A 13,278-nucleotide genomic window follows, 5' to 3' on the forward strand; every position below is an offset into this window, starting at 1 on the left:
TTTATCGCTCCTTCGCTTCAAGCAGACGTGTGAAAGTATCAAGTGTTGTGGATACGTTGTCTGCCCAGCTTCGGCCGTTCTGAATCATCTGCCACCCAGCAAACCCAAGCCTACGCGCAAGTTCCGGGTCGTCCCGAAGAGTCATTAATTGGGCCAGGATATTCTCGGGCGCATCAGTGCAAAGAAGCCCGTTAGTGCCATGCTCGATCAGTTCCGCCATTTGGCCCCGGTCCGATGTCACTATCGCCGTCCCACAGGCCGTGTACTCAAACAACTTCATTGGAGAGCCGTGAAAACGGTAGGGAGACCAGAAGTATTCCGGATGAAGGGCAACACAGGCATCTGCCGAACAGATGGCATCCAGAATCTGTTCTCTGTTCAGTCCCTGAACAACTTTTACGTTACGCCCAGTTGGAACAGAGTCGGAATGCTGATTTACGGCCAACAAAAACCTGATGTCAGGGGCTTGATCCTCAGCCAGGCGAATTGCAGCAGAGAGGTAATCAAGGCCTTGCCACGGGTAAATCGCACTGCCGCTGTAAAACACGGTGAAGCGATCGTTGGTCCGCTTCTGTCGGCGAAGATTTATTTCTTCTTCGGAAATCAGCGGGCCACCGTTCGGCAAAACAGTCGCATTCGCGATTCCAAGGGTATTAACGGCATACTCTTTGAGCGCTGTAGAGACACAGATCGCTGAATCAACTCGTTTCGCAAGATTTCGCCGTAACGATTCTTCTTTTTTTATACCGGGCATTTTTCGAGTTGCGTGAACCCAGCGTTTCAGGCGCTTGAGCCAGGACTCTGATACGTTAAGTCGGCGACCACCGAGCCAGGAGAAGGCAAGGGTTTCGTTGGCAGGTGCATTGATCTCCCATACTATCGGCCGATTACCCGCCATTTCCATGCAGGCGCCAACCTCCGACCATTCCCCAAGATAACGGGCATCAATTCTAATATAAAGAACGTCGATGTTGGCGATGAAGGCCTGGAGATCGTCGGTCGAATTACCGGAAAAGTTGCTTGCACCCGGCATGGTGGGGTCGTCGAGAACACAGACTTGATGGCCTGCTTTAAGAAATCCCTGCACCAACTCCAATGCATGGACATGGTTGCCACCTTTGGGGGGGTAGGCGTGCATCTTGTACATATAACCAATTTTCACCCGGCAATCTCCTTATCACTGGTACAAGCGCAGCAGTCTGGTCGGGAACTGCGCTTTCTGGCATCATTACGACGCCAATTAACGCAGGGATGCTACCACCGAAAGGTGCTCTTGTCTGCAACCCCGGATACGCGAAATTTGAACGGAATCTTCAATGAAGCAGCACGATAATGGAAATATATTGCTGGTCTCCAACTATCCATCCGATGTGGGGTACGCTTGGTGGCTGATGGAACAGTTCTGGGTTCTCCTGGCGAACGACTTCACGTCTCGAGGAGCAAAAGCATTCCTTGCCTACCCGAGCATCACCCAGCTTCCAGACACGATAAAAGACAGCTGCATTACCCCCGTCGAGCTTGATATCCCGAAATCCGGTACGTTGACATCGGAGCTCAAAACCTTCATCAAGACCAACAATATCCGCCACATATATCTCACAGATCGCGCCTGGTTCAACCCCATCTATGCGGCGTTACGTCGAGCAGGTGTGCGTAACATCGTCGTGCATGATCACACGCCCGGCGACCGGCCCGCTATTGGCGGACTAAAGGGACTGATAAAGGCCATACGCCACCGACTGCCGCTTGTCTGCGCAGACAGTCAGCTCTGTGTTTCACCGCTGATGCGCCAACGAAGTATTTCCAATGGCCGGATCCCCAGCCAACACTGTCACGTCGTGCAGAATGGTATACCGCCAGTGCCACCGGCCACGGCTTCGCGAGAGTTGCTGCTGAAGAGCCTGGACATTCCTGGCGATCGACGCGTCTGTATCACCACCGGTCGGGCGCATCCCTACAAGCGTTTTGATTTTATTATCAACACCGCCGCAGAGCTTCAAAAGATCCTGCCGGATAACAACCTTGTGTTCGTACTCATTGGCGATGGCCCTGACTTTAACCGTTTGCAACAGCTGGTCCATACGCTGAATCTTCAGGAGCACGTGCGCCTGCCCGGATTCCGAACCGATGCTAAAGAGTTCCTGAGCGCCGCCGACATGGCCATGCATGCGGCTCTTGGCGAGGGGTTTTCGCTTTCCATTGCGGAATATATGAGCGCGGGTCTACCGGTGCTCGTGCCCGATATCGCCTCAGTAAAACAGGCGATTGATCATGAGGACAATGGCTTTGTCTATGAGAAAAACAATGTTGTCAGCGCCGCGTCGTACATTGCCGCCCTTCTCAACGATGAGAACCGACGGCAAGCAATGGGGCTAGCCGCCAAGACGAAAGCCAACTCACAATATAGCCTGGAAAACTGCGCCCAAGAGTTTCGAAGAGCCTGTCAGACGCTGTTCTGAATTATCTGCCAGAGCCGTTCAACGCTCTTTTCGGACGTCCAGTTTTCCAGAACTTTGGCGCGCGCCTGTTCCCCCATCCGTTTTGCGACATCCGGCTTGGTCGCCACCTGAATCAATGCCGCCGCCATTCCGTTCGCATCGTATTCGTCAACCAGCAATCCGGTCTCGCCCTCATCGATAATATCGCGAATACCACCATGACGGGTGGAGACAACTGGAAGGCCCATACCCATAGCTTCCAGTACACCCACCGGGGTTCCCTCCATATCGCCGTCAGGGGCGCGCACGGAGTGCTGAATAAACCCGCTAGCCTGTTTCATGGCCTTAAGCACATAGTCATGGGGCTGGGCACCTGAAAATGTGATGCGGTCGTCCACAGACAAGGCCTTTGCCATTTGAAGGCAAGGCGACTTCAGCGGCCCGTCACCGATCACCTCAAGACGCGCATCGGGAACATGCTTCAAGAGATCCGCGAACGCCAGTATCGAGACGAAAGGTGCCTTTTTCTCAACCAGGCGGCCCACCATCAGGAATGTCGGCGCTTGCTCTGGCAACTCTGCTGCTTCGGCAGACACTTCTGCACCACAGGCGTTGTGGAACAGTTTATCTGCAGGCGCGCCCAGTTTTGATAACTGTTCACACATGTGGGTTGATACACCAACAATGGCCGTAGCGTTTTCAAAAAGCTGCCGGTATGAGCCCTCCAGCTCCGTCAGCAAGGACTCCCGATACGCGTCATAGCCATGAAACTGAGCCACCAGGGGCACCTTTGCCTGCTTGCAGGCCTCCATCACCGATACCGCTGTTGGCCCGTATTCCGCCAGCACCGCGCTGATCCCATTGCTTACCAGAAAACGCTTCAATGCTGCGGTATCCTGGGTGGCGACGGTACAGCCCGACATTTTCCGTTGCAGCCAGCGCAGTCCCAGTGGAAGGACCGACCGGGACGCCAGATAGGCCCCGGGGCCAGAACTGCCCGTGCGCAACATCCGGTAGCCAGGATTCCCGACCAGAGACATGACGGAACAAGGCATGCCGTTGATATGGGCGTGAAGAAAGGTTTCCGACGGGCCGAACTCGCTTCCATCCTTATTGACAACAACAGCCAGTTTAAACGACATAATGCACTTCCTGTGGCGCGAGATTAATTAACCAGACGACTAGGCCCGGCGATACAAAGCCTCGAGTGATTGACCAAAACTCTTGTGATTATGGTTTGACAGAATGTGGGCCAGGGCGAGAGTCCCTTTGGTCCTGATCTGTTGTGGGTTTGCCAGGATACCCTCAACCACCCCAGTCAATCCTGTCTTGATCGCATTAGAAAGGGCTGCTCGATCCTGGTCAGTCTTAAAGTAGGCCTCTCCGCCAATCTCCCGCTTGCTAACGGGAATAAGCCAGCCCCGATCATCACTGTTAATTTCCGGAAAAGCTCGAACATTGGTTGTAATTACCGGCCTGCCACACGCTTGGAATTCCAGAACTGAATAGCCATAGGTTTCGGCGTAAGAGGGTAGCAAGCCGATATCGCACAATCGCATTTTCTCTAGAACATCTTCCGGGCTGAGCGCTTCATAATGCTCTATCCACTCGCTATTTTCGTTAATCAGAGCCCTGACACGTATTACATCGTCAGCATCTGCCGAGGACGCGTAGGAGTCTGTCTGAAGGCGGCTCACAATTACCAGCCGGAAATCGGTATCACCTCGCCGCCGAAACTCTGCCAGCGCCTCAATAACCTCTTCTCCCCCCTTTCGGAAAAAGTGATGGCCAACAAGCATGAAACTCACTATTCCACTGTTCTCATAGGGAAAGGTCAACTCCATCTCGGGATCAGCTAACGGCTTCTGGGGCGGATGCAGCACGACGGTCTTGTTCTCTATCTGATCTTTAAATTCAGGAAAATGGCCAAGAAACTGGCCCTGGATCTGCCTTGCACTGCCCGACAGCGCAATCAATCCCCTACACTGCTCAGAAGCGAGTAATGACAGTGCACGCTTTGCTTTTTCAGATGAACGAACACGCTCGGTATCAGTTGTATGATTCGTCAACACGTGACGAAAACGAGGGATCAGCGTCTCGTATGTCGTTACCCACGGTGTTCGGGAATAGTTGATGCCATTGAAAAGGTGCAAGCAGTCTACTCTGTTGAAGCCAAAATCACGGAACCGGAACTGCTGGTCAAAAAATCGATTTGACGACGGGTCCGCGCCCAGTAGCGGCCCGAATCTTCGTAACAGGGAGTAGTAATCCCGACAGAGTTGATAATTGGCGCCCTCGACACAGCCGATGATATTACGCACTTCAGGATACTGCCTGCCGGCGTGCCCGATCTTTAGCGATGACATGATTGGTACCTTAAAGCGATTTATTAACTGATCCGGAGGTGTTGTTCTGGCGCTGCTCTCCGATTAACCGGCCCCAGACGTCAAGACACTCCGTCTCGATAGCGGGCGACAAATCGGGTTTTCGGTTCTTGCCAACGGAACCCGCGTAAACTTCATCCGTCATGGAGGGGGACCATTTTATGCCAAGAAAGTCACAGATCTCCCGCATCGTCTCTTCAGGCTTCTGGACCAGGTCCTCATACCGGATCATGGTGACTCGGGCGTTCGATTGCAGGCCAAGAAATAGATAAGCGCTGTTATACAGGAGCCAGTACAGGCCCGCGGCATCCGCTACCGAAAGGTCAGCATGACAGTGGCTTGCAATGAACTCCCTGATCTCAGGGGGCGCAAGCGGCTGCCGGTCAAAGTCTGTCTCAACCCAGCTCTTTACCGCCCGAACCTGAGCCTCGCCAAAAAAGCGTGCCATTGAGTTAATCGCATCGTCGGGATTTCGGACAACATAGACGACCGTGGCTGACTGGAACTCTGCCAGAAATTCATTTGCCCTGAGCGTTTCGACAATGGGCTTGAACAACACCAGACTCGCCTTGCTTGCGTCGACCGCGCTTGCGACAACATCAAGGCTTTTCAGACGCCAATTTTCAAAGGCTGTTGGATTATCTTCGTTTATGAGCTCCACGTCCCAGGCTTTGCTGAGGCAATGAGACACAATATCGGTACCAGACCGACCACTGCCCAAAATGAATACAGGCCGAGTTTCGCGGGAAGGGGTGAGACGCTGGCGAAGCAGCTTCAAGTAATGCCGCCCTCGTCGCTTCGCCCTGAAAATGAGAACGTTCTGCTTGTTTTCGACATTCAGTGTCATTTGAAATCCTTTTCGTTCGCTTGCGCGGAGAATAATACCGTAAAAGCCTCGGCATTCAACCTTAACCAGCGTTTTCTAGGGTTTGAAACCAGTAGAAAAACATGCGGCAGGTCGCGCGAATCGCACCTCCAATGTTCACAGGCAGTAACCGAATGACAACCTTATAAAACGCAAAATTTTGTAAAATGCGTTATAGTCGCAAAACAAATTAGCACGGGAGTAGAATCCAAATGGCACGTCCCAGACAGCTCAAGCACCTCACAGCATTGGCCCTTTTTTCACTTTTGGCTGGCGCAGCCAATGGAGAGCCTCTAATCGTAGACTCCTTCGAATCCGGAGACATGTCAGCCACAAACGATAATGGCTTTAGCTGGGCTCGAAACAATAGAACTTCTATTGTCACGTCTGATGCTGTTGTCTATAACAATGGCGAGAGAAACATTGCTATTCCGAGTGGTCGAGATTGGGGCGCCAAGCATGAAGACCACAGTTTACGCTTCCGTTATCCTGCAGGCCAAAGCTTATCGGAACAAAGATTTGACCTAGGAACTGCACATGAAGAGCTGTGGATGCAATACTGGGTTAAAGTTCCAATCAACTATTATCATGGGCAAAAGTTTCCCAATAATCATAAATTCCTCTCAATATGGATGGATGGGTACTCTCAGAATGGTGAGGGCGCTACTGTTATTTGGGAATTCTGGGGCAGTTCCGATGGTTCAAGTCGACTTGCAGTGCACTACAACGAGGGGGCCGCAGGAGTATCAAAGGGGCACCAGCAACATCATGCTTTCGTTTCTCCTGCAGACCAAGGGAGATGGATGGAAATAACCATACACCTCAAGGCCTCTTCAAATAACGACACACGTGACGGCGTGATAGAGATGTGGCATCGATGGGAAAACGAACCCGCAAGCGAAAGAAAGCAATTCCATAAAATTACTGATGCATTGCTTTCAAAGCCCAGCTCAGGAATACAGGGCTGGAAAGAAGGATATTTCATGGGTTGGGCCAACGGCCCATATTCACAAGATACCGAATGGCTGATAGATCATATAACGATTTCTGAAGAATCGCTCCTGGATTCAACCGGCCTTAAGGTAGAGGCATCGGGAAATGCACCGAAACCTCCCGTCCTGACCATAGCAAACTAGTTGGGAGCCGGGATCCGGAATTTTAGCTTTAAGCGCCCGGCTTTTCCGTATTAGCCTGATCATTCATTAACAACCATGATGGCCCTGCTTTCGAATCCCGTCAAAACGGCGGGATTATTCTCGAATAATATAATCAATAGTAATTGCCTTCGATATCATATCGAAAAGTGGGTACATGTTTGATGAGTTATCTGACTTAACTGCCTCGTTAAGTTTTTGGTGGTTCCAAATCTTATCTGACAGTAAGGGAGAAACCTTTTCCATTAATTCTTGACTAACAATGTCACGAAAGCTATTCCAGCCAAAACTTCGATCACCATAACGCGAAAATTTTTGGTACAGAGGTAGCATAACCGTATTTTTCTCAACTAGTTTTCTGAAAGCCCTGGAGCTTTCCTGCACTAATAACGGCCTACGGGCATTGGCCAAGGTTGCTGCAAGCGGAAAATCGAGCAACTTCGGATTCAGCTTTTTAATTATTTCCTTATTGATCTTGTTATGCGCGCGTTGTGAGAAAGGTATCGAGGAAGCGGCTGCCAGCAACTCCCTATTCGTAAAAATATTACGGAATCGGTTACCTTGCGCGGCATTTGTCAGCTGCCGATTAATATATTGCCCTCCCCGATGTTCAGTATAGAATCTTTCGAACATCGCTTGGGCATCCTCCATCCCTTGCTCCTCGTACGACTCAAACAATGCTCTCACGCGCTGATTCGATTGCTCAACGAGATCTCGGGAGCGGAGGTTTTCAGCTAGCTGACTTTCGACAAACCACAACACCCGGTAATTGGACATCCTGAGATAACTCAAAATTGTTTGCCGGTCATGCAGGTGAAGAACGCTGTCTAGGAGCGCTCCGGCACCAACCATATGCATCAATAGAGACGCATATTTCTTCTTTCCAGGGAGTGTATTCAGAGTGCCATAATGCCCTCCGAGGACCTCACCAAAGGTGCCAGCCGTCATCAGCAATTTCTTTTGCGCAGCTTGTAAGCCGGCGGGATTCCAATGGGTAAACATCGCCGACTCATTTTTGCGTAGGTAACTAGAAAAAATCTCTACGCCAAAATCAACCGGGTCGAAGCCACGCTCCACAAGGGGTAAGCCGCAGACTGAAGCGATATCCCTGACTATCGCGGTCTCCCGGCTCTGAAGATTGCCATGGGTGTACAGCAAAGGTTTCTTATGCTCTAAGACGGTTAGAAGCAACCTTGAGTCCCAACCGCCCGACATCATGATCTGTGTATCTTCGAAGCCCTCCGCCTCTGCGCGGAAGATATCAATGAGGTCATCAGTGCTCGCTGTACCAGAGCCATTCCAGAAATTTTTCAGCGGGAACCGTGAAATCACAGGCTTTTCATTTACATAGGCAAGTTTAAGACCGCAATTGGCTTTTAAGCGTGAGACGCCATCAAATAGGGAATTGCCACCAAAAATATATCCGAGGCTGAGAAACTGGTAAAACGACACCCAGTCAACATTATGACCGGCAAAACAACGCATGGAGTCTGAAACGATCGGCTCTCCTTCCCGGCGTGAGCTATTCACGTATACCGGAAACGAGCCGTAGGCATCATTGAATACATAGATACAGCCATCAACCTTACTGATGGCGATCAGCACCCCGCGGAAGCCCCACAACTCAGCGAAGTGCCCCGATTCGATCAAATCCACTACGCGCTTGAAATCGGGCTCGACATTTGACTCTCCGTACCAGATGAAAATCCATTTCTCCAGATCTGTGCGTGTTGCCATAGTGCCTTCGAAACGAATGCCCCACTGCGAGTTGACCGTAAAGTGCGTGCGCTCCGCGCATTCTGCCGCCACCTTAGTTACGGTTTCGGAAACATCTTCAATGGTAAATACAGCCATAACTATTTCCTTGTCTTCGCCTGTAGATTACTAAATCGTATAATTTTTCTCTTTCCTGAGCATTTCATTGAGCGCTCTCAAACTGTACCTGTTCGACCCATTTCTGTAGAGCCCATTCTGATGATTTATCAGGCACTCCTATCCCGAAGACCAGATTGCATCACAAGTTCCTCTAATGCTTCCGCGTAGTTTTTCCCTATGCTGGTATAACTATATCGAGTCTGGATCAACTCGGGACCTGATTCACGCAGTCGCGCCTCTCGCTCGGGGTGATCCAGAATTTCCAGCATCGCCTCCACGTACCTTTCGGGTTTTTCCGCATATACCACATCGACCCCGCCCTTTACCTTGATGCCCTTGCAAGCAAATGGGTCAGCGATGATGCAACAACCACTCGCTAATGCATCGAGTATCTTGAGTTTTGTCCCCCCCCCGGTACGAATCGGACAAAGATAGAACTGGGCGCGCCAGAGGTAGTCTCGCACATCATCGACAAAGCCGTGAACACGGAACGATTCATCGTTTTCGGCAACCTTCAACATCTCCTGAGTTGGCCCACGGCCAATGATATCTACGCTCATATCCGGAATCCGCATTTTGATCAAAGGCCATATTTCTCGGATAAAATACTCTACCGCCTCCCGGTTCGGGTACCAGGAAAGCCCCCCCACGATCACAATACTTTTCTCTTTCACCGCGATTGAAGGGTTAGGGTAAAAATAGGAAACATCAACTCCGTTTGGAACTGACGTGAATTTGCCGCCACCAATGACAGCAGCCATTGCATCCGCGTCTTCGTCAGAACAAGTAATATTGAGGTGTGATGCACGGCAATGCTGGATCTCACTTTTCAATAGCCGCGCCGCCTCGAATCTGTAGTAGAAGCCTTTGATCAGATTGCGTTCGGTTTTTGAACGTGATTTGAGCATGGCGGATTCGAAATTATGGTGGTTGAGAACAACGGGTAGCCCCTCAAAAAGATCAGAATAGACGCAGAGACTGACGGTATCGAGATGCACCGCATCAAAGGACTTTTCGGAGATCAGGTTAAGGATCACTTTCCTGGCCTCTGCTGATCTAAGCCATTCCATATTGTAGGCTCGCCCACTAACCAATGCCTTCAATGCCGTTGAATATCGCCCCCCGGGAATAGCATCCTCCGGGATTGTAAGTACGTGTATGGATTCAATACTTTTGAGCAGTTCCCGCTTGGCAAATTCGAGCGGATCTTCCTGATCAGGGAGGCTCGCTGAAAGAAAGCTTGCCTGGTTGAAAGCAACGAGAGTAATTTCGTGATACTTACTGACCTCCCTGATCATATTGTAGGTTCGTTGCAGCACTCCTCCTTTGGGAGGATACGGTATGAGATGAGACACCCAGAGTAACTTCATGATCGTCCTTGGTTTTTCTTTCTGCTGACTGTGAAGCTGTTGTTCATCGCCACTGCGAGCGCAAGATGAATCCAGAGGAATGGGTAATACGCGACGGTGACAAACTGGCCTGCAACCACAAAGCCAAGTAGGGATAAATTGGCGCAGCGGCCAATTAATGCTTGCCGATCTTCACAGCCCTCGACCTTAAAGCGCCTACCAATCCGGTAGGAAACCAACAAAAACCCTGAAAATACCGCTAACCCTAACAGGCCTACGTCCGTTCCTATCTGAATAAAGATGTTGTGTGGGAGTTCCGCTCTACCGAGGAGCACATCATCTGGATAATATCTTGCAAAATAGGAAGGAAAATTAAAGTAGCCGACCCCGAGCAAGGGGTTATCCTTTATCATTTCAATACCGTTTTCAAAGTACAAAATACGTTGTTGAGACGTTTTATCCTCCCCCATCGATTGAAAACGCTCCTTTTGCGCCTCCGGCAAAAATGTCCACAGCAGGAAAAACGCCACACCACAAGAGATAAGCACTTTGGGTTTGAAAACAGTTCTGTAATTCATCACAACAAGTTGCACCACCAACGCAAGCTGTCCCCCACGAGAGCTGGCACCAAGAATCACCATGATCGCTGTAATAGGCATCAGCATCAGCAACCAGTACCAGTTTTTGCTTACGTAAGGCTTCACAGAGTGGGCAAAAGCCCAGGCAATGGGCCAGAACACCAGCATCTGGATGGCCAGTTCACCTGAGTTCTGGAAAAATCCAGGCGGCCCCATTAAACCCCAGTCGGTGAAGGCAAAACCCCGCTTTGCCCAAGTGATGGCAAGGGAAAATGAAATTTTGAAGGACGCCACCAGAAAGATACACAGAAAAATAAAGAATCGTTTCCTGGTATTTACGATATTGATAATAAGAAAATAGATGATTACCCAAAGGTAATAGCTGTCCAGTTTTGCATAAGAAACCGACGGAAAGTAGGCAAAGACACTGGACAAGAGAATTAAGATGAGAAACAGTATCAGCAAAACGTTTATAGATGAGGACACCCACCGGACTGTTCTGTCAGCAAAGCACCCCAAGATAGCACCGATGACAACTAACTTTGTCCAAGGAAGAAAATCTATCATGGGGAAGATAGATTGAGGCCGCACGTACTCAAAAAACAGATAGGCGCATATCATCCAGAAAGCAAAGCTTTCGCCTTTGAAATATCGCCAGATCACACCTGCTTTGAGAGAGTAGAAATCCTCATCGGTAATTTCTGCGACCTTCTTACGCATAGAGACCCCGCACCGATTCCATGACGGTTGCTTCGCACCGCGTGAAGAACGCCGGGCAACAATTGAAGGGGTCGTGGATGTAGGGTGTGGGCTTTTCGCAGTAATTTCCTGCGAGTACCAATGTGTAGTTCCTGCCTACCTTCTTTTCGAACTGGCCTAGGTGGGAAGGCTCCATAACGACAACAAGATCCGAGTCCTCAAACCTGAAATCCCGGACATTGACCGTCTTATGGTGCTCAAGGCTTAGCCCTTGCTCCCTGGCAAATTCCCGCGCCCGGGGGTCTGCGGGATAATCGTCACCACAGTTCAGGCCGCAGGAAGCCGCTTCCATTCCGAGACTGCGAGCATACACCTCGGCCAGCGGGCTGCGGCAAATGTTTCCGCTACAGATGAAAACTACCCGTCGAGTGGCCGGGAAGTCAGCGTTCCGGGAATACCTCCGATATACGCCAGCAAGCGCCAGAACCCGGTGATAATAGAATCTGAGAAATCCTTTTTTCGAGCCATACCGCTCGTACATCCACCGGCTCAATGCATAATCTCCCTATAGTTCAACCCGAACGCTGACTGACTTCCCTTTTGCTGCCCATCATGCCACAAGTCAGGTTGCCACTGGCACCCACCTCGGGCTTTTCCTACCGTTCTGTGTGGCTTCGATAGAAATCAGCCTCATTATGCAGGATAATCGGCCAACAGTTGAATACTTGGTAAAAACACAGGACGTTGCTACCTATGGAAGCCAGAATTCTGGTGCTGGACGGAAATCAGCGGGCAGCACTTGCAGCCGTGCGCTCACTGGGCGCAAAAGGGTTATGGGTGGCGGTCGGTGAAAGTTGCTCTCCGTCCATGACAGGCGTTTCGCGGTATTGTCGCCGCAGCATCACCTATGCTGATCCTTTTACCTCGCCCCGGCAGTTTTTTGAAGACCTCCTTAATCAAATTGATGAGCTGAACATTACATTTCTGCTCCCCATCACAGAAGCCAGCACTTACGTTATTCTCGCCTACCGGGATGAGCTGCCTGCGCGAGTGACACTTCCCTTCCCCGAAACGGAGTCGGTTGAGCGGCTTGCCAATAAAAATAACCTGTTCCAACTCGCACTGCAGCTCGGCGTGCCGGTGCCGGATACACTCTTCTGTGAAAATGCGGATGAGGGCCTCAAGGCTCTGGAGACCATCGAACACTTTCCGGTGGTGCTGAAGCCGTTCAAGTCAAAGATTCTTCAGCCTGCGTCCATTGTTTCGACACAGGTTGTTATTGCGCACTCGACTCAAGAAGCGTCAGAGGCGTTGCGCAACCATGAGTTTTTCCGTTTCCCGTTCACCCTCCAATCTTTCGTCAAGGGTTCCGGCCAGGGCATCTTTGCCCTGTTTGATCATGGCGAACCGGTGTGTTTTTTCGCCCATCGCAGGCTTCGGGAAAAACCACCGGGCGGGGGGGTCAGCGTTCTTTGTGAGTCCGCCCCGGTGAACGACCAGCTTAAAAGCCATGCCGAAAAACTGCTTCGTAAGGCTGGCTGGCATGGCGTTGCCATGGTGGAATTCCGGGTCGCCGAGGATGGCACCGGTTACCTGATGGAAGTTAACCCCCGGTTCTGGGGGTCGCTGCAGCTAGCCGTAGATTCCGGCATTGATTTTCCCTGGTGGCTGTATCTAGCCAGCACCGGGCAAACCGTACCTCAGGCAGGCTGGCAACGACGGCGGGTAAGATGGCTACTGGGAGACCTTGACCGGCTTTACCTGGTGTTGAAATCCTCCCCTGACACCTACTCGTTCGGCCAGAAACTAATAGAAATTTTGCGGTTTATTAAGCCAGGATTGCGAACCCGGCACGAGGTTAACCGCTGGCAAGATCTTCGCCCCTTCTGGTTCGAGGTGAAACAATATCTACGTGCACTCAAAGGTTAACGATGTT

General features: G+C 50.8%; 11 protein-coding genes. 3 read left to right on the forward strand and 8 right to left on the reverse strand.

Annotation, left to right across the window (positions count from 1 at the left end; translation table 11 throughout):
- Window position 1: 1 nt before the first annotated feature.
- Entirely contained in the window at window positions 2-1,162 is a 1,161-nt protein-coding gene (locus tag C7H08_RS15265) for a glycosyltransferase family 4 protein (RefSeq protein WP_106673096.1), read from the reverse strand.
- Window positions 1,163-1,316: 154 nt separating this feature from the next.
- Between C7H08_RS15265 and C7H08_RS15270 the strand changes: the two genes are divergently transcribed.
- Window positions 1,317-2,459, forward strand: coding sequence for a glycosyltransferase family 4 protein (locus C7H08_RS15270; protein ID WP_106673097.1), 1,143 nt, complete (start codon window positions 1,317-1,319; stop codon window positions 2,457-2,459).
- Here C7H08_RS15270 and C7H08_RS15275 read toward each other — a convergent pair.
- From C7H08_RS15275 to C7H08_RS15285, 3 genes are read right to left on the reverse strand one after another with little or no spacing between them, the layout of a single operon-like run.
- On the reverse strand, window positions 2,444-3,580 hold the full coding sequence (locus C7H08_RS15275; RefSeq protein ID WP_106673098.1) for a glycosyltransferase: 1,137 nt from the start codon (window positions 3,578-3,580) through the stop codon (window positions 2,444-2,446). The two genes, C7H08_RS15270 and C7H08_RS15275, sit on opposite strands and share 16 nt — an antisense overlap.
- A 39-nt stretch (window positions 3,581-3,619) precedes the next feature.
- Window positions 3,620-4,804 (reverse strand): glycosyltransferase family 4 protein, encoded by a 1,185-nt coding sequence (locus C7H08_RS15280; protein WP_106673099.1) that lies wholly within the window; start codon window positions 4,802-4,804, stop codon window positions 3,620-3,622.
- Window positions 4,805-4,814: 10 nt separating this feature from the next.
- A complete protein-coding gene (locus C7H08_RS15285) occupies window positions 4,815-5,669 on the reverse strand; it encodes a sulfotransferase family protein (RefSeq protein ID WP_106673100.1) in 855 nt (284 codons plus the stop codon).
- A 230-nt stretch (window positions 5,670-5,899) separates the two neighbouring features.
- Between C7H08_RS15285 and C7H08_RS18115 the strand changes: the two genes are divergently transcribed.
- A complete protein-coding gene (locus C7H08_RS18115) occupies window positions 5,900-6,823 on the forward strand; it encodes a hypothetical protein (protein ID WP_133169836.1) in 924 nt (307 codons plus the stop codon).
- A 114-nt stretch (window positions 6,824-6,937) separates the two neighbouring features.
- On the opposite strand, the gene C7H08_RS15305 is transcribed toward C7H08_RS18115, so the two are convergent.
- The 4 genes from C7H08_RS15305 to C7H08_RS15320 all read right to left on the reverse strand — a co-directional run bounded on the left by C7H08_RS15305 (window position 6,938) and on the right by C7H08_RS15320 (window position 11,895).
- On the reverse strand, window positions 6,938-8,695 hold the full coding sequence (locus C7H08_RS15305; protein ID WP_106673104.1) for a hypothetical protein: 1,758 nt from the start codon (window positions 8,693-8,695) through the stop codon (window positions 6,938-6,940).
- 128 nt (window positions 8,696-8,823) lie between these two features.
- Window positions 8,824-10,086: a glycosyltransferase family 4 protein gene (locus tag C7H08_RS15310; RefSeq protein WP_106673105.1), complete on the reverse strand. Its 1,263-nt coding sequence runs from the start codon at window positions 10,084-10,086 to the stop codon at window positions 8,824-8,826.
- Window positions 10,083-11,363 carry an O-antigen ligase family protein gene (locus C7H08_RS15315; protein WP_106673106.1) on the reverse strand — a complete coding sequence of 427 codons (1,281 nt, stop codon included), beginning with the start codon at window positions 11,361-11,363 and terminating at the stop codon, window positions 10,083-10,085. Before C7H08_RS15315 ends, C7H08_RS15310 begins: the two co-directional genes overlap by 4 nt.
- Window positions 11,356-11,895 carry an arsenate-mycothiol transferase ArsC gene (locus C7H08_RS15320; RefSeq protein WP_133169837.1) on the reverse strand — a complete coding sequence of 180 codons (540 nt, stop codon included), beginning with the start codon at window positions 11,893-11,895 and terminating at the stop codon, window positions 11,356-11,358. Before C7H08_RS15320 ends, C7H08_RS15315 begins: the two co-directional genes overlap by 8 nt.
- Before the next feature lie 200 nt (window positions 11,896-12,095).
- On the opposite strand from C7H08_RS15320, the gene C7H08_RS15325 reads away from it, so the two are divergent.
- Complete coding sequence (locus C7H08_RS15325) at window positions 12,096-13,271, forward strand: carboxylate--amine ligase (RefSeq protein ID WP_106673108.1); 1,176 nt, start codon at window positions 12,096-12,098, stop codon at window positions 13,269-13,271.
- Window positions 13,272-13,278 lie beyond the last annotated feature (7 nt).

The sequence above is a fragment of the Marinobacter halophilus genome (assembly GCF_003007685.1).
Taxonomy (GTDB): Bacteria; Pseudomonadota; Gammaproteobacteria; order Pseudomonadales; family Oleiphilaceae; genus Marinobacter; species Marinobacter halophilus.